Below are 15,084 nucleotides of genomic sequence, written 5' to 3'. Positions count from 1 at the left end.
GCGAATCGCACGTTTTGTGGCACTCTCTCCTGGGTTGGGTTCTTCCGCACATTCGGAGTGACGACATGGCGATGGGTTCGACGCGGCGCACGATGCTCGCGGCCGGCGCGGTGGGCACGGCGGCGCTCCTGGCGGGGTGCGGCGGCGACAGCGACGGCGGTTCCCAGGAGGAGACCTCGCCCGGGGACGCCGGCACGGGCGGTGGCGGTGAGGAGCTGGCCACCACGGCCGACATCCCGGTGGGCGGCGGCAGGATCTTCAAGGATCGGAAGATCGTCGTGACGCAGCCACAGGAGGGCGAGTTCAAGGCCTTCTCGGCGGTCTGCACGCACCAGGGCTGCATCGTCAGCAGCGTATCGGACGGGACGATCGACTGCGCCTGCCACGGCAGCAGGTTCAAGATCACGGACGGCGCGGTGGTGCGGGGCCCGGCCACCCAGCCCCTGCCCGCCGAGGAGATCGAGGTCTCGGGAAATTCGATTCAGTCGGTCTGAGCCACCACGTACGCTCGCGGGCATGCAGCCCCCGCACCCGCACAGCCTGGTCCGTGATCACACGATCTACGCCTGTGTGATGGGGTCGCGGGCCTTCGGTCTCGCGACGGACGACAGCGACACCGACCGGCGGGGCGTCTTCCTGGCCCCCACCGAGCTGTTCTGGCGTTTCGAGAAGCCGCCGACCCATGTGGAGGGTCCGGCGGAGGAGCAGTTCGGCTGGGAGCTGGAGCGCTTCTGCAGTCTGGCCCTGCGCGCCAACCCCAACATCCTGGAGTGCCTGCACTCCCCCCTGGTGGAGCACGTCGACGCCACCGGCCGGGAACTGCTCGCGCTGCGCGGGGCGTTCCTGTCCCGGCAGGCCCACGAGACCTTCGCCCGCTACGCCCTCGGCCAGCGCAAGAAGCTCGACGCGGACGTCCGTACGCACGGCGCCCCGCGCTGGAAGCACGCCATGCATCTCCTCCGCCTCCTGATGAGCTGCCGTGATCTGCTGCGGACGGGCACGCTCACCGTCGACGTGGGCGATCAACGCGAGGCCTTGCTGGCGGTGAAGCACGGCGAGGTGGCGTGGGCCCGGGTCGAGTCCTGGATGGCCCGGCTGGCGGCGGAGGCCGAGGAGGCGGTGCACCGCAGCCCGCTGCCGGCGGAGCCGGACCGGGCCCGGGTCGAGGACTTCGTCGTACGCACCCGGCACGCGTCGGCCCTGCGTGCCCGGACGGACCTCGGAACCGCCTCAGACCTGCGCACCGCCGAGGCGGACCCGCACGACGAAATCGTGCAGGGCGTCGTACGCGGACGGGCTCTCCGGGAGCGCTGACAGCGCCTGCTCCTGTTCCAGCACCCCTTGGAGCCGCTCCACGTCCTCCGCCACGCGCTCCCGGTCGACGTCGGCCTTGCCGTGCTCCAGGTCCGCCTTCGCCGCGACGAGGTCCGGCAGATAGCGGGGCGCCTCGTCCACCTGTGACACCAGGGTGGGCAGATGGGCCTGCACCTCGCCGCCGCGCATGAGGTGGATGCCGGTGAGCAGCACCCGGAACGTGTAGAGCAGCGGCTTGAGTTCGCCCGTCTTCTCGAAGAGCCGCCACTGGGTGATGGCGAACCCCCGGTAGTGGTGGGCATGGTGCCGGGTGAGGACCCCGGGGGCGAGCGCGACCAGTTCGCGGTGCGCCTCGCCGGTGTGCACGACGAGCGGGGAGAGCAGCTGCTCCAGCACATAGCCGTTGCGGCGCAGCATCAGCCGGGCGAACTTGCGCAGGTCGTGCGTGACGAGGTCCATCTCGACGCCGTCCCGGTCCCACATCCGCGACCGGGTCTCCTCCGGCTCCCGCAGCCCGACCAGTTCGGCCGGGGGCAGCAGGTGCACACCGCGCAGGTCCACGTCCGAGTCGCGCGACGGGAAGCCGTACAGGTGGGCTCCGGAGACGGTCGCGAACAGCAGGGGGTCGGGCTGTTCGGCGACCACGGGGGCCAGGTCGATGTCGAGGGCGTCGGTGAGCGCGTCGGTCATCCCTCAAGCGTCCCAGAGGGCTCCCAGCGAGACGAGGTCGCCCTGGTACTCGATCCGGTCGGCCCACTCGGCGGGCCAGACGTCCGGCCCGTGGTAGGCGCCCGCGAAGGCACCGGCGAGGCAGGCGATGGAGTCGGAGTCGCCCGAGGTGCAGGCGGCGCGGCGCAGCGCGGTGACGGGCTCGTCGACGAAGAGCAGGAAGCACAGCAGTCCGGTCGCGAGGGCCTCCTCGGCGATCCAGCCCTCGCCCGTGGCCAGACAGGGGTCGGTCTCGGGCGACGGCAGCCGCAGGGCCGCCTGCACCCGGTCCAGGGCCTCCAGGCAGTCGTCCCAGCCCCGGGCGATGTAGTGCTCGGGCGAGGGGTCCTGGCTGTAGGTCCACAGGTCGCCGAGCCAGCGGGCGTGGTAGCGGGAGCGGTTCTCGTACGCGTACGAGCGCAGCCGGCCGATCAGCCCCATCGGTTCGGCGCCCTGGGAGAGCAGTCGTATCGCGTGGGCGGTGAGGTCGGAGGCGGCGAGCGCGGTGGGGTGGCCGTGAGTGAGGGCGGCCTGCAACTGGGCGGCGCCCGCGCGCTGTTCGTCGCTGAGCGGGCCGATCAGGCCGAGCGGCGCGACCCGCATGTTGGCGCCGCAGCCCTTGGAGTGGATCTGGCTGGCGAACTGCCAGGGGTGGCGCTCGACGGCAAGGAGGTCGCAGGCGACCAGGCAGGTGTTGCCGGGGGCGCGGTTGTTCTCCGGGGAGCGGGACCAGTCCACGAACTCCTTGCGGACGGCGCGCACCAGGGCGTCGGGGCCGAGCGATCCCCGGTCCATGGCGGCCCGCAGCCCGTGCCCCAGGGCCAGCGTCATCTGGGTGTCGTCGGTGACGATCGCCGGCTTCGGCAGCCCCATCTTCCGCCAGGGGCCGCACTTGGCGAGGATCGACGGGACGTCGTTGAACTCCGTCGGGAAGCCGAGGGCGTCTCCGAGGGCAAGTCCGATCAGGGAGCCGGTGGCGGAGCGCTTCGTGCGGAGCGTCATGGTCATCAGGGCCGTCCTTCCGTGGTGGGTCGCAGCAGCGGCGGGTGCAGGGCGGTGGCCCCACCCGCGCGGTACAGCGCGGCGGGCTTGCCGCGACCGCCGGTCAGGCGGGCGGCGCCGGGCACCTGTTCGACGAAGCCCGGCGTGGCCAGCACCTTGCGCCGGAAGTTGGGCCGGTCGAGCGGTGTGCCCCACACGGTCTCGTAGACCTGCTGCAACTCTCCGAGGGTGAACTCGGGCGGGCAGAAGGAGGTGGCGAGACAGGTGTATTCGAGCTTGGCGCCGACGCGTTCGTGGGCGTCGGCGAGGATGCGGTCGTGGTCGAAGGCGAGCGGCCCGATGGCGTTGAAGCGCAGCCACTGGGCCTGTGCGGCGTCACCTCCGCCGTGCGGGACGGGCGGGTCCGGGAGCAGCGCGGCGAACGCGACGGTGACGACCCGCATCCGGGGGTCCCTGCCGGGCTCGCTATAGGTCCGCAACTGCTCCAGGTGGAGTCCGGAGTCGTCCTTGAGGCCGGTCTCCTCCGCGAGTTCCCGCCAGGCGGCCTCCTCCGCGGACTCGTCCGGCAGCACGAACCCGCCGGGCAGCGCCCAGCGGCCCGCGTACGGCTCCTGCCCGCGCTCGACGAGCAGCACCTGGAGGGTGCCCGCGCGGACGGTGAAGACGGCCAGGTCGACGGTGACGGCGAAGGGTTCGAAGGCGTATTTGTCGTAGCCCTCGGGTGAGGTCATGTCCATCGCCCCCTTAAGAGTCACCTCGACTAATAGTCATCACGACTATAAAGCTGCGGGGTGCCGCGCGACAACCCCTTTACGAGGAAAGGAACGCCTACAAAGGCCTCAAGAGCGGCACCGGGAACGGCAAAGAGCCGGCCCCGACGGCAAACACGGGACCGGCTCGTGCTCGATCGGATCGGGCCTAGAGGTCGACCTCCTGCATCAGCATCCCGACCTCGGTGTTCGAAAGACGGCGCAGCCAGCCCGACTTCTGGTCGCCGAGGGTGATCGGCCCGAAGGCGACGCGCACCAGCTTGTCGACCGGGAAGCCGGCCTCCGCCAACATCCGGCGCACGATGTGCTTGCGCCCCTCGTGCAGGGTCACCTCGACGAGGTAATTCTTGCCGGTCTGCTCGACGACCCGGAAGTGGTCCGCGCGCGCGTAGCCGTCCTCCAGCTGGATGCCGTCCTTGAGCTGCTTGCCCAGGTCGCGCGGGATCGGACCCACGATGTGCGCGAGATAGACCTTCTTCACGCCGTACTTGGGGTGGGTCAGCCGGTGCGCCAGCTCACCGTGGTTGGTGAGCAGGATGACGCCCTCGGTCTCAGTGTCGAGCCGTCCGACGTGGAACAGCCGCGTCTCGCGGTTGGTCACGTAGTCACCGAGGCACTGCCGGCCCTCGTTGTCCTCCATCGTGGAGACGACGCCGGCCGGCTTGTTCAGCGCGAAGAACTGGTACGACTGCGTGGCCACGGTCAGACCGTCGACCCTGACCTCGTCCTTCTCCGGGTCGACGCGCTTGCCCTGTTCCAGGACGATCTCGCCGTTGACCTCGACCCGCGCCTGCTCGATCAGCTCCTCGCAGGCCCGCCGTGAGCCGTAGCCCGCGCGCGCGAGGACCTTCTGCAGCCGCTCGCCCTCCTGCTCGGCGCCCGGGAAGGTCTTGGGCAGCTTGACGTCCTTCTTGCCCGCGTAACGCTCCCGGTTGCGCTCCTCGGCCCGCGCGTCGTACTCGCGCGAGGTCGCCGGGGCCCACCGCCCGCGCTGCTGCTGGGACTGCTTCGGACCGCCCTTGGCCCCGCCGCGCGCCGAGGCGCCGCGCCCCGACTTGGGACCGTCCGGGGAGCCGCCGGGGCCCACGTCGTAACGGCGCTCCTCGGGGCGGGGCTTCTTCGGCCGGCCGCCCTGCCTGTCGTCGCGGTCGTTCCCCGCACCGCGGTAGTTGCCACGGCCACCGCCGCTCCCGGCACCGCTCCCGCCGCGTCCACCACCGCTTCCGCCGCGGCCGCCGCTGTTGCCACCACGGCTCCCGCCGTTGTTTCCGCTGCTGTTCCTGCCGCTGCTGCTTCGCATCAAAGTTCCGTCTTGTCGTCTGTGTCCTCGGAATCCGGAGCATCCGGATCGAACGACGGTACGGCTTCCTGGGTCTCGGCCTCGATCGCCTCCGCCTCCGGGAGGAAGGGCGCGAGCTCCGGGAGTTCGTCCAGACCACGCAGGCCCATCCGCTCCAGGAAGTAGTTCGTCGTCCTGTACAGGATCGCACCTGTTTCGGGTTCCGCGCCCGCCTCCTCGACCAGGCCCCGCTGCAGCAGCGTGCGCATGACCCCGTCGCAGTTGACCCCTCGCACGGCCGAGACCCTGCTCCGGCTCACCGGCTGCCGGTACGCGACCACGGCCAGCGTCTCCAGCGCGGCCTGGGTCAGCCGGGCCTGCTGCCCGTCGAGCACGAACCGCTCGACGGCGGCCGCGTACTCGGGCCGGGTGTAGAACCGCCAGCCCCCGGCGATCAGCCGCAGCTCGAAGCCGCGCCCCTGAACCGCGTACTCGTCGGCCAGCTCCCGCAGCGCCTTGGAGATCTGCCGCTTCGGCCGCTCCAGGATCTTGCTCAGGTGCTCGGCCGTCGCGGGCTCGTCCACGACCATGAGGACGGCCTCCAGGGCGGGCTTGAGATCGAGGTCGGCGACGGTACGCGACCCCCCGGGCGCCCCGGTCGCCCACTCGGGCGTCTCCTCGCTCATGCCTTGGTCTCCTCCTTCGGCGGTTCGGGCGGCCGGTCGAACTCGTCCGTGACCACGGGCTCGGCGTCCCCGTCCCCGCCCGTCCAGCGCACGATCAGGTCCCCGAGGGCGGTCTCCTGGTCCAGCGCCACGGCCTTCTCCCGGTAGAGCTCCAGCAGGGCCAGGAAGCGGGCGACGACAGTCAGGGTGTCGTCGGTGTCCTCGACCAGCACGCGGAAGGACACCTCCCCCAGCTCCCGCAGCCGTGCGACGACGATCCCGGCCTGCTCCTGCACGCTCACCAGCGGCGCGTGGATGTGATCGACGTACACCTGGGGCTTCGGCTTCGGCTGCATCGCCTTGACCGCGAGCCTGGCGAATCCTTCCGCCCCGATGCTGATGACCACCTCGGGCAACAGCTCGGCGTGGTGCGGCTCCAGCCCGACGGTCCGGGGGTAGCGCCGGGCCTCCTCGTCCAGCCGGCGGTTGAAGATGTCCGCGATCTGTTTGTACGCGCGGTACTGGAGCAGCCGGGCGAACAGCAGGTCCCGGGCTTCGAGGAGCGCGAGGTCGGCCTCGTCCTCGACCTCGGCGGCGGGCAGCAGCCGCGCGGCCTTCAGGTCCAGCAGCGTCGCGGCGACGACGAGGAACTCGGTCGTCTCGTCGAGGTCCCAGTCCGGGCCCATGGCCCGGATGTGCGCCATGAACTCGTCGGTGACCTTGGACAGCGCCACCTCGGTGACGTCCATCTTGTGCTTCGAGATCAACTGAAGCAGCAGATCGAACGGCCCCTCGAAGTTGGCAAGCCGAACCTTGAACCCCCCGCCGGCACCGGCTTCGGCCTCGCCCGCGACACCGGGCTCGGGCTCGCCCTCGGGTTGCGGGTCGGGCTCGGGGCGGGGCTCTGGTTCTGCTTGAGGCTGGGGCTCTGGCTCTGGCTCTGCTTGAGGCCGATGTTCCGGCTCGGCCCCGGCCACAGGCCCGGCCCCGCCCGCCGTGGCTCCAGGTGTGGGGTCGGCCTCGACGAGGGCGGCAGCCGACGGCTTCTCGTCACCGCCGCCCGTGGACTCATTCTCGACCCGCGCCACCGGCTCGGGCGGCGGAGCCAGCGGCCCTCGCCCCAGCGCACGCCGACGGCCGCCGGAACCACCGGAAGCCGAGCCAGAGGAGTCGTACGAGGTCATAGCCCCCGCAGGCTACTCCTACCGCCCCCGAAGCCGACGTACGAGGATGCTCGCGTCCCCACGGGACTCCAGATCCGCCAGCACCACGGCGACGGCCTCCCGCACGATCCGCCCCCGGTCGACGGCCAGCCCATGCTCCCCGCGCAGCACCAGCCGCGCGTGTTCCAGGTCCATGAGCTCCTCGGCGGAGACATACACGGTGATCTTCTCGTCGTGCCGCTCCCGCCCGCTGGGCCGGCGCCCGGAGGCCCGCCCCCGCTTGCGGGGCGCTGCGGCAGAACCTTCCTGCGGCTTCGGCTGCCGCCCGGCGGCGGCCCGCTCGGCCCCCACCGCGGCGCCACGGCTGCGCGGCTGCTCGCCGTCGGACTCGGCGTCCGCGGCCACATGCTCGGACCCCTCGCCGTCGCCGCCCTGCACGGGCACGGACGGCGGTGCGTCCTCCGCGCCGCCGGCCCCGTCGCTCTCCCCGGCTGGAGCGGGCACACGGGCTTCTCCGTTGGCCCCCCGCCGGGGAGTGGACGGCTGCAGCGCCATTCCCCCTGTCGTACGGAAGAGTTCGTCGGCCCCCGGCAGACTCACTCGGCGTGACACCGGGCGAGCACCTCCCTGGCGAGCTGACGGTAGGCGGCGGCGCCGACGGAGTTGGAGGCGTACGTGGTGATCGGCTCACCGGCGACCGTGGTCTCCGGGAAGCGGACCGTGCGCCCGATGACCGTGTGGTAGACGTGGTCGTCGAACGCCTCGACGACCCGCGCGAGGACCTCACGGCTGTGCACGGTGCGTGAGTCGTACATCGTGGCGAGGATGCCGTCGAGCTCCAGCTCGGGGTTGAGCCGCTCCTGGACCTTCTCGATGGTCTCCGTCAGCAGGGCGACACCACGGAGAGCGAAGAACTCACACTCCAGAGGCACTATCACCTTGTGCGCGGCCGTCAGGGCGTTGACCGTGAGCAGACCGAGCGAGGGCTGGCAGTCGATCACGATGTAGTCGTAGTCGGCCATGAGCGGCTTCAGGGCGCGCTGGAGCGTCGACTCGCGCGCGACCTCGGAGACGAGCTGGACCTCGGCCGCGGACAGGTCGATGTTGCTCGGCAGCAGGTCCATGTTGGGGACCGCCGTCTTCAGCAGCACCTCGTCGGCCGACATGCCCCGCTCCATGAGCAGGTTGTAGACCGTGAGGTCGAGCTCCATCGGGTTCACCCCGAGGCCCACCGAGAGGGCGCCCTGCGGGTCGAAGTCGACGAGCAGGACCCGGCGGCCGTACTCCGCGAGCGCGGCACCCAGGTTGATGGTCGACGTGGTCTTGCCGACGCCGCCCTTCTGGTTGCACATCGCGATGATCTTCGCGGGACCGTGGTCGGTCAGCGGACCCGGGATCGGGAAGTAGGGCAGCGGGCGACCGGTGGGACCGATGCGCTCGCGGCGCTGACGGGCCGCGTCGGGCGCGAGCGTGGCCGCGTACTCCGGATCGGGCTCGTACTCGGCGTCGGGGTCGTAGAAGTGCCCGTCGGGCAGCTCGTCGTAGTCGGCGAAGTGGTTGTGGACCCCGCCACTTCCGTCGCCGGCCATGGCGTTCACGTGTTGGCCATCCATGCTCTGGAGTGCTGTCGGAGTTGCCTGCTGACTCTGCTGGGCTGCGAAGGTGCGGACAGCGACGGAGCCGACAGCCGCGAACCCCGTGGGGCCCGAGACCGGCGCAGGCATTCCTGGTTGACCACCCCCGGGAGTAAATGTCGACTCATTCACAAGTCGTCTTACCTCCTTGGTGACCAGGAAACTTCTAGATAGGTCAGCGTGGCACCATGCCGACGGTTGGCGACTCTATGGCGTGTCGGCGGTCCGCAGCAACACAATCCGCCGGACCCGGCCCGATGTGTCGGCAATGAAACATGCGGCTGTCAAGGGCGTAGGGCCGTCGCACGGCAGGTTTCACCGGTGCGCGAAACATCCGAACGGTTACGTTCGAGGCGAGTTGCGCGAGTGTCGCAAAGTGACCATACACACATCCGGCCGGACCTTGTCGGGCAAGATCCGGCCGGGAACGTGCTGTTGACGACCTGTGTTGACGTATCGCCTTTTACCGAAAGGTGACTTAAAAACAGCCGGTCAGCCGATCAGTGACGCCAACTCGACGTGCTCCAGGCCGTGCGCTTCGGCCACCTCGCGGTAAACGACCCTGCCGTCATGGGTGTTGAGACCGCGGGCCAGCGCCGGGTCGCGGCGCGAGGCCTCGGCCCAGCCGTGGTCGGCGAGTTCCACGATGTACGGCAGCGTGGCGTTGGTCAGCGCGTAGGTCGAGGTGTTGGGCACCGCGCCGGGCATGTTCGCGACGCAGTAGAAGACCGACTCGTGGACCGGGAAGGTCGGCTCGGCGTGGGTGGTGGGCCGGGAGTCCTCGAAGCAGCCGCCCTGATCGATCGCGATGTCGACAAGGACACTTCCCGCCTTCATCCGCGACACCAGCTCGTTGGTGACCAGCTTGGGGGCCTTGGCACCCGGGATGAGGACGGCGCCGATGACGAGGTCGGCCTCCAGGCAGGCCTTCTCCAGCTCGAAGGCGTTGGAGACGACGGTCTGGATCCTCGTGCCGAAGATCTTGTCGGCTTCCTTGAGCTTGTTGATGTCCTTGTCGAGCAGGGTCACGTGGAAGCCCATGCCGATGGCGATCTGCGCCGCGTTCCAGCCCGAGACGCCACCACCGATGACGACGGCCCGCCCGGCCAGCACACCCGGCACACCGCCGGGCAGCACCCCGCGCCCGCCGTTGGCCCGCATCAGGTGGTACGCGCCGACCTGGGGGGCGAGCCGGCCCGCGACCTCGGACATGGGCGCGAGCAGGGGCAGCGCGCGGTTCGGCAGCTCGACGGTCTCGTACGCGATCGCGGTCGTGCCCGACTCGACGAGGGCGTCCGTGCACTCCTTGGAGGCGGCCAGGTGCAGGTAGGTGAAGAGCGTCTGGTCCTTGCGCAGGCGGTGGTACTCCTCGGCGATCGGCTCCTTGACCTTGAGCAGCAGGTCGGCCGAGGCCCACACCTCGTCGGCCGTGGCCAGGATCTCGGCGCCGGCGGCGACGTACTCGGCGTCCGGGATGGACGAGCCGACTCCGGCGCCCTGCTCGATGACGACCTGGTGGCCGTGGCGCACGAGCTCGTGCACACCGGCGGGGGTGATCGCCACCCGGAACTCGTTGTTTTTGACCTCGCGGGGGATGCCGACCTTCACGTCGATCACGGTCCTTGGCTCGCAGGGGTGTGGGGGCTCGCACGCGCAGGCGGAACATGCCCACGCAATGCAGGACATACCCGTACGCATCTGAGCGCACCGGGAGACACCGCAGGAGAACCGGCGGCGCAGCCAGTCTAATGAAGGTATCCCCGCTGTCTAGCCTTTCAATGCATCAATCTTTTGCGGATGCACTACGGATTTCGCAGGCGTTAGCACCTTGTTCCGGCTCGATCTCGTGGGTTTGGGGGGCCGGGGCCCCGTCGTCGAGGTCGTCGAGCAGTCGCTCGGCCGCTCCCCGGTGCAGCCGGGCCGCCGCGGGGTCGCCGAGCCGCTCCAGGGTGTCGGCGATCCTCAGCTGGATCGCGGCCTGCAGCCGGACGTCGTCGGCCCGCCGCGCCCACTCCGCTGCCTCCTGGCAGGTGCGCAGCGCCTCCTCGGGCCTGCCCGCGTACTCCTGGACGCGTGCCATCTCGCTCAACGCCCTTGCCTGACCCGCCACATCGCCGAGTCGACGGTGGCCGGTGAGCGCCGAGCTCCAGTTGCGCAGCGCCTCGCCGTACCGGCCCGCGAAGGTGTGCACGGCGGCGATCCGGCCGTACAGCCGGGCGGCGTCCTCGCGCTCGTCGCGGGCGAGCCGCTGGGCGAGCGCCCTGCCGTACCAGTCGGCGGCCCGTTCGTAGTCCTCCAGCTCTTGATGAGCGGCGCCTACGGATTCCATCGCGCGGCCGGTCGCGTACGGGTCGTTCGCCCGGCGTCCGGCGTCGAGCGCGGCCCGGTAGCGGGCCAGTGCCGCCGCCGTACGGCCGGTCCGTGCGTCCAGGTCGCCGAGGTTCAGCAGCGCGGCCGCCTGCTCGCGGGGCAGTCCACGGCGCTCGGCGACATCGAGGACGAGCCCGTGCAGGTCGTACAGGTCGGGGGCGGCGGCCTGCGTACCGAAGTGCGCCACCAGGGCCCGGACGAGCTGGGACATCAGACGCCGGGCGAGGGTGTCCAGCTCGCCGTCGGCCACCGCGAGCCGGGCCGCGGCGAGCAGCGCGGGCCGGCGCACGCGCAGCCACTCCTCGGCCGCCCGGGGCGTCGGGAACCGCAGCGCCTTGGGCATCGCCAGGAGCTTCTCGCGGGCCAGCGGGCTGTCGGTCTCGGTGATGGCACGGCAGGACTGCAGCAGCCGTACCGTCCGCTCCAGCATCCGCGCGCGGGCGAGCTGCAGCTCGCCCGGCCGCTCCTGGCTCTCGGCGAGGGTCCGCAGCAGCGGCTGGAGACAGCCGGGGACCTCGTACTGCGGCAGCGTCGAGTCGGCCTCGTGCAGGAAGCCCAGGGCCACGAGGTCGTCGAGCGTGCTGCGGGCCGTGTCGACCGAGCAGCCGGCGAGACCGGAGGCGATGTGCGGGTCGACCAGGCCGGCGGGGGCCAGGGCGAGGAGGGGCAGTGTCCGGGCGGCGGCGGTCGGCAGCGAGGCGTACGACAGCTTGAAGATCTTGGTGAGCGGCGGGCTGTCGTCCTCGTCGGCGCGCAGCTGTTTGGCCAGGTCGGAGACGGCGACGGAGGGCCGGGCCGCCAACCAGCCCCCGGCGAGCCGCAGCGCGGCGGGCTGGGCCCCGCACACCTCGGCGAGCCCCTCGGCCGAGCGCGGGTCCACGGTGATCCGCACCGAGCCGCTGAAGCGTTCCAGCAGGTCCACGGCGGACTTGGTGTCCAGTCCGCCCAGGGTGCACGGGCGCACGTCGGAGATGCCGGTCAGCGGCCCCCCGGAGACCGCCACGACCAGGGAGTCGGGGGTGTCCGGCAGCAGCGCGTCGACCTGCTCGGCGTCGGCCGCGTCGTCGAGCAGGAGCACCACCCGGCGGTCGGCCAGCGCCTCGCGCAAGGTCTCGCTGAGGTCGTCCTCGTCGGCCCCGGCGGGCGCCGGCAGCCCGAGGCCCCCGAGCAGCTCTCGCGCCGCTCGCTCGACCGGGACCCGGGTGCCGTCGGGCTCGGTGAGCCGGGTCCGCAGCACTCCGTCGGGGTAACCATCGGTAACCTGCCGTACGAGTTCCTCGGCTAGCGCGGTGCGGCCGAAGCCGGGACGGCCCGCGACGAGCAGTACGCGCGCGTGGGGGGCCTTGCGGCCCGCGAGGGTGTTGAGCCCGGCCCGGTCGATGTCGGCCCGCAGCTCCTTCAACTCTCTTGTGCGGCCCAGGAACTGACTGTCCGTGGGGGCGGCCTCGACAGCCGGGGGCCGCCCCGTTCCGGACACCCGGGCACCCCCGAGGTCCACCGCCTGATCCGCCACGGGCCACACTCCCGTCCCACCGCACGAGCAAGCCCGCCGGGACTCCGGTTCGGGCGTTTCCCGAGCCTAGTTCACGCTCTGCGACGATCTGGGCGGAGCGGGGCGGTGAGATCGCTCGATCGGATCAGCAGATCGTACGACTGGTGCGGTTGGGGTGCCGTCATGAAGAGCCGCGCCCCAGGAGCTTCCGCTCTTGAGGGGCGCGGGGAACTGCGCGACGAGCCACGACGGACCCGCGGCTCACCCACGGCCCGGACCGCCCCTAGACCTCGAACGGCCGCGCGGGCCACGGCGCCTCGGCCGCCCGCAGCGACTCCACCTCGTCCCCGCTCCGCGCGGCCACCAGCGAAAGCACCCCCACCACAAGGCAGTTGTTGTGCAGCTCCCCGGCGAGCACCCCTCGCACCAGCTCGTCCAGCGGCACCCGGGCCAACTCCATGTCGGCCTCCTCGTCCTCCACCTCGAACCGGTGGCCCTCCGCCTCGGAGAGATCCCGGGCCAGGAAGATCCGCACGGCCTCGTCGCAACCGCCGGGCGTGGTGTAGACATCGGTCAGCACCCGCCACTCCTCCGCCTTGACGTGCGCCTCCTCGTACAGCTCGCGCTGGGCGGCGTGCAGCGGGTTCTCGCCGGGCACGTCGAGGAGGCCCGCCGGGATCTCCCAGAGCCTCTCGCGGACCGGGTGGCGGTACTGGCGGATGACCAGCACCCGGTCCTGGTCGTCGACGGCGAGGACGGCGACGGAGCCGGGGTGGACCTGGTAGTCGCGGCGGACGACCGACCCGTCGGGCATGACCACGTCGTCCGTACGCACGGAGGTCTTCTTGCCGACGAACGGGGTGTCGCTCGCCCGGATCTCCCACTCCTCGGCGATGTCCTTGATCGTCATGTCGACTCGTCCTCCCACACATGCCAAAAGAAACCGGGGCACACATCCCGAAAGACGCGCACCCCGGTCACCGTACAGCTCTCGCGCCGCTCGGATTTACTTGCCGGTCTTCCGCTCCACGGCGGCCTTCACCAGCCCCGCGAACAGCGGGTGCGGGCGGGTCGGACGGGAGCGCAGCTCGGGGTGCGCCTGGGTCGCGACCAGGTACGGGTGGACCTCGCGCGGGTACTCGACGTACTCGACGAGCTTGCCGTCGGGCGAGGTGCCGGTGAACTGCAGACCGGCCTTCTTCTCCAGTTCCGCGCGGTAGGCGTTGTTCACCTCGTAGCGGTGGCGGTGGCGCTCCTCGACGTACTCCTTGCCGTCGTACACCTCGCGCACGATCGATCCCTCGGCGAGCTTGGCCGGGTACATGCCCAGCCGCATGGTGCCGCCCATGTCGCCCTCACCGGCGACGATGTCCAGCTGCTCGGCCATGGTGGAGATGACCGGGTGGGCGGTGGCGGAGTCGAACTCGGTGGAGTTGGCGTCCGGGATGTCGGCCAGGTTGCGCGCGGCCTCGATCACGATGCACTGCAGGCCCAGGCAGAGCCCGAGCAGCGGGATCCGGTTCTCGCGGGCGTACCGGATGGCGCCGACCTTGCCGGAGACACCGCGGTCGCCGAAGCCGCCGGGGATGCAGATGGCGTCGACGTCGGCGAGCTGGGCCGCGGCGCCGGCCGGCGTCCTGCAGTCGTCGGAGGTGACCCACTTGATCTTCACCCGGGCCTTGTTGGCGAAGCCGCCCGCGCGCAGCGCCTCGGTGACCGAGAGGTAGGCGTCGGGCAGGTCGATGTACTTGCCGACGAGCGCCAGGTTGATCTCGTGGATCGGGTTGTGGACGCGGTCGAGCAGGTCGTCCCAGGTCGTCCAGTCCACGTCACGGAAGGGCAGGTCCAGCTTGCGGACCACGTAGGCGTCCAGGCCCTCGCCGTGCACGGTCTTCGGGATGTCGTAGATCGAGCGGGCGTCGGGACACGCGACCACGGCGGCCTCGTCGACGTCGCACATCAGGGAGATCTTGCGCTTGATCGCGGCGGGAACTTCACGATCACAGCGCAGAACGATCGCATCTGGCTGAATACCGATGTTGCGCAGAGCCGCAACCGAGTGCTGCGTCGGCTTCGTCTTCAGCTCCCCCGAGGGCCCGATGTACGGCAGGAGCGAGATGTGGACGACGAAGACGTTGTCACGGCCGACCTCGTGACGGACCTGGCGGACGGTCTCCAGGAAGGGCAGCGACTCGATGTCGCCGACGGTGCCGCCGACCTCGGTGATGACGACGTCGACCTCGTCGGAGGCCATGCGCCGGATGCGGTGCTTGATCTCGTTGGTGATGTGCGGGATGACCTGCACGGTGTCGCCCAGGTACTCGCCGCGCCGCTCCTTGGCGATGACCGTGTTGTAGACCTGGCCTGTAGTGACATTGGCGGAGCCGTCCAAGTCACGGTCGAGGAAGCGCTCGTAGTGTCCGATGTCCAGGTCGGTCTCGGCTCCGTCGTTGGTGACGAACACCTCGCCGTGCTGGAAGGGGTTCATCGTGCCGGGGTCGACGTTCAAGTAGGGGTCGAGCTTCTGCATCACGACGCGCAGGCCGCGGGCCTTGAGCAGCATGCCGAGGCTGGAGGCGGTCAGACCCTTGCCGAGAGAGGAGGCGACACCCCCGGTGACGAAGATGTGCTTTGTCGTCGAGTTTCGAAAAGCAGCGGGCGGCATGGCCAAGAGGGGGCTCCCGTGG

Annotated in this window: 14 protein-coding genes; 2 read left to right on the top strand and 12 right to left on the bottom strand. The window is 70.8% G+C overall.

The features are described from left to right. Positions 1 to 65 precede the first annotated feature (65 nt). A complete protein-coding gene (locus GWK25_RS15025; protein WP_215450731.1) occupies positions 66 to 494 on the top strand; it encodes a Rieske (2Fe-2S) protein in 429 nt (142 codons plus the stop codon). 22 nt (positions 495 to 516) lie between these two features. Further along, entirely contained in the window at positions 517 to 1,314 is a 798-nt protein-coding gene (locus tag GWK25_RS15020) for a DNA polymerase beta superfamily protein (RefSeq protein WP_215450730.1), read from the top strand. Here the strand turns inward: GWK25_RS15020 and GWK25_RS15015 are convergent. From GWK25_RS15015 to GWK25_RS14960, 12 genes are all read right to left on the bottom strand, one after another. Beyond that, on the bottom strand, positions 1,231 to 2,004 hold the full coding sequence (locus GWK25_RS15015; RefSeq protein WP_215450729.1) for a DNA polymerase beta superfamily protein: 774 nt from the start codon (positions 2,002 to 2,004) through the stop codon (positions 1,231 to 1,233). The genes GWK25_RS15020 and GWK25_RS15015 overlap by 84 nt on opposite strands. Positions 2,005 to 2,007: 3 nt before the next feature. Further along, entirely contained in the window at positions 2,008 to 3,030 is a 1,023-nt protein-coding gene (locus tag GWK25_RS15010; protein ID WP_184895882.1) for an ADP-ribosylglycohydrolase family protein, read from the bottom strand. Beyond that, complete coding sequence (locus GWK25_RS15005) at positions 3,030 to 3,755, bottom strand: NUDIX domain-containing protein (RefSeq protein WP_215450728.1); 726 nt, start codon at positions 3,753 to 3,755, stop codon at positions 3,030 to 3,032. The genes GWK25_RS15010 and GWK25_RS15005 overlap by 1 nt, the downstream gene beginning before the upstream one ends. Before the next feature lie 187 nt (positions 3,756 to 3,942). Then, positions 3,943 to 5,094 (bottom strand): pseudouridine synthase, encoded by a 1,152-nt coding sequence (locus GWK25_RS15000; protein WP_215450727.1) that lies wholly within the window; start codon positions 5,092 to 5,094, stop codon positions 3,943 to 3,945. Next, a complete protein-coding gene (gene scpB / locus GWK25_RS14995) occupies positions 5,094 to 5,759 on the bottom strand; it encodes an SMC-Scp complex subunit ScpB (protein ID WP_215450726.1) in 666 nt (221 codons plus the stop codon). The genes GWK25_RS15000 and scpB overlap by 1 nt, the downstream gene beginning before the upstream one ends. Then, positions 5,756 to 6,922: a ScpA family protein gene (locus tag GWK25_RS14990; RefSeq protein WP_215450725.1), complete on the bottom strand. Its 1,167-nt coding sequence runs from the start codon at positions 6,920 to 6,922 to the stop codon at positions 5,756 to 5,758. Before GWK25_RS14990 ends, scpB begins: the two co-directional genes overlap by 4 nt. A gap of 18 nt (positions 6,923 to 6,940) precedes the next feature. Further along, positions 6,941 to 7,513, bottom strand: coding sequence for a hypothetical protein (locus tag GWK25_RS14985; protein WP_215450724.1), 573 nt, complete (start codon positions 7,511 to 7,513; stop codon positions 6,941 to 6,943). Continuing rightward, complete coding sequence (locus tag GWK25_RS14980; RefSeq protein ID WP_215450723.1) at positions 7,498 to 8,625, bottom strand: ParA family protein; 1,128 nt, start codon at positions 8,623 to 8,625, stop codon at positions 7,498 to 7,500. The genes GWK25_RS14985 and GWK25_RS14980 overlap by 16 nt, the downstream gene beginning before the upstream one ends. Before the next feature lie 402 nt (positions 8,626 to 9,027). Continuing rightward, positions 9,028 to 10,152 (bottom strand): alanine dehydrogenase, encoded by a 1,125-nt coding sequence (gene ald / locus GWK25_RS14975; RefSeq protein ID WP_215450722.1) that lies wholly within the window; start codon positions 10,150 to 10,152, stop codon positions 9,028 to 9,030. A gap of 166 nt (positions 10,153 to 10,318) precedes the next feature. Further along, positions 10,319 to 12,418: a tetratricopeptide repeat protein gene (locus tag GWK25_RS14970; protein WP_215450721.1), complete on the bottom strand. Its 2,100-nt coding sequence runs from the start codon at positions 12,416 to 12,418 to the stop codon at positions 10,319 to 10,321. A gap of 262 nt (positions 12,419 to 12,680) precedes the next feature. Then, on the bottom strand, positions 12,681 to 13,307 hold the full coding sequence (locus GWK25_RS14965) for an NUDIX hydrolase (RefSeq protein WP_215450720.1): 627 nt from the start codon (positions 13,305 to 13,307) through the stop codon (positions 12,681 to 12,683). A 96-nt stretch (positions 13,308 to 13,403) separates the two neighbouring features. After that, complete coding sequence (locus GWK25_RS14960; protein ID WP_215457384.1) at positions 13,404 to 15,062, bottom strand: CTP synthase; 1,659 nt, start codon at positions 15,060 to 15,062, stop codon at positions 13,404 to 13,406. Positions 15,063 to 15,084 lie beyond the last annotated feature (22 nt).

The sequence above is a fragment of the Streptomyces sp. ATCC 21386 genome, assembly GCF_018728545.1.
Classification (GTDB): Bacteria; Actinomycetota; Actinomycetes; order Streptomycetales; family Streptomycetaceae; genus Streptomyces.
The sequence above is the reverse complement of the archived record's forward strand: the minus strand, read 5'-3'. Positions and strand labels throughout refer to the sequence as shown.

What these genes read in the sequence shown, in the direction of transcription:
- GWK25_RS15025 (WP_215450731.1), top strand. Translation starts at nt 66, where the DNA reads ATGGCGATGGGTTCGACGCGGCGCACGATGCTCGCGGCCGGCGCGGTG.
- GWK25_RS15020 (WP_215450730.1), top strand. Translation starts at nt 517, where the DNA reads ATGCAGCCCCCGCACCCGCACAGCCTGGTCCGTGATCACACGATCTAC.
- GWK25_RS15015 (WP_215450729.1), bottom strand. Translation starts at nt 2,004, where the DNA reads ATGACCGACGCGCTCACCGACGCCCTCGACATCGACCTGGCCCCCGTG.
- GWK25_RS15010 (WP_184895882.1), bottom strand. Translation starts at nt 3,030, where the DNA reads ATGACCATGACGCTCCGCACGAAGCGCTCCGCCACCGGCTCCCTGATC.
- GWK25_RS15005 (WP_215450728.1), bottom strand. Translation starts at nt 3,755, where the DNA reads ATGACCTCACCCGAGGGCTACGACAAATACGCCTTCGAACCCTTCGCC.
- GWK25_RS15000 (WP_215450727.1), bottom strand. Translation starts at nt 5,094, where the DNA reads ATGCGAAGCAGCAGCGGCAGGAACAGCAGCGGAAACAACGGCGGGAGC.
- scpB (WP_215450726.1), bottom strand. Translation starts at nt 5,759, where the DNA reads ATGAGCGAGGAGACGCCCGAGTGGGCGACCGGGGCGCCCGGGGGGTCG.
- GWK25_RS14990 (WP_215450725.1), bottom strand. Translation starts at nt 6,922, where the DNA reads ATGACCTCGTACGACTCCTCTGGCTCGGCTTCCGGTGGTTCCGGCGGC.
- GWK25_RS14980 (WP_215450723.1), bottom strand. Translation starts at nt 8,625, where the DNA reads ATGCCTGCGCCGGTCTCGGGCCCCACGGGGTTCGCGGCTGTCGGCTCC.
- GWK25_RS14965 (WP_215450720.1), bottom strand. Translation starts at nt 13,307, where the DNA reads ATGACGATCAAGGACATCGCCGAGGAGTGGGAGATCCGGGCGAGCGAC.
- GWK25_RS14960 (WP_215457384.1), bottom strand. Translation starts at nt 15,062, where the DNA reads ATGCCGCCCGCTGCTTTTCGAAACTCGACGACAAAGCACATCTTCGTC.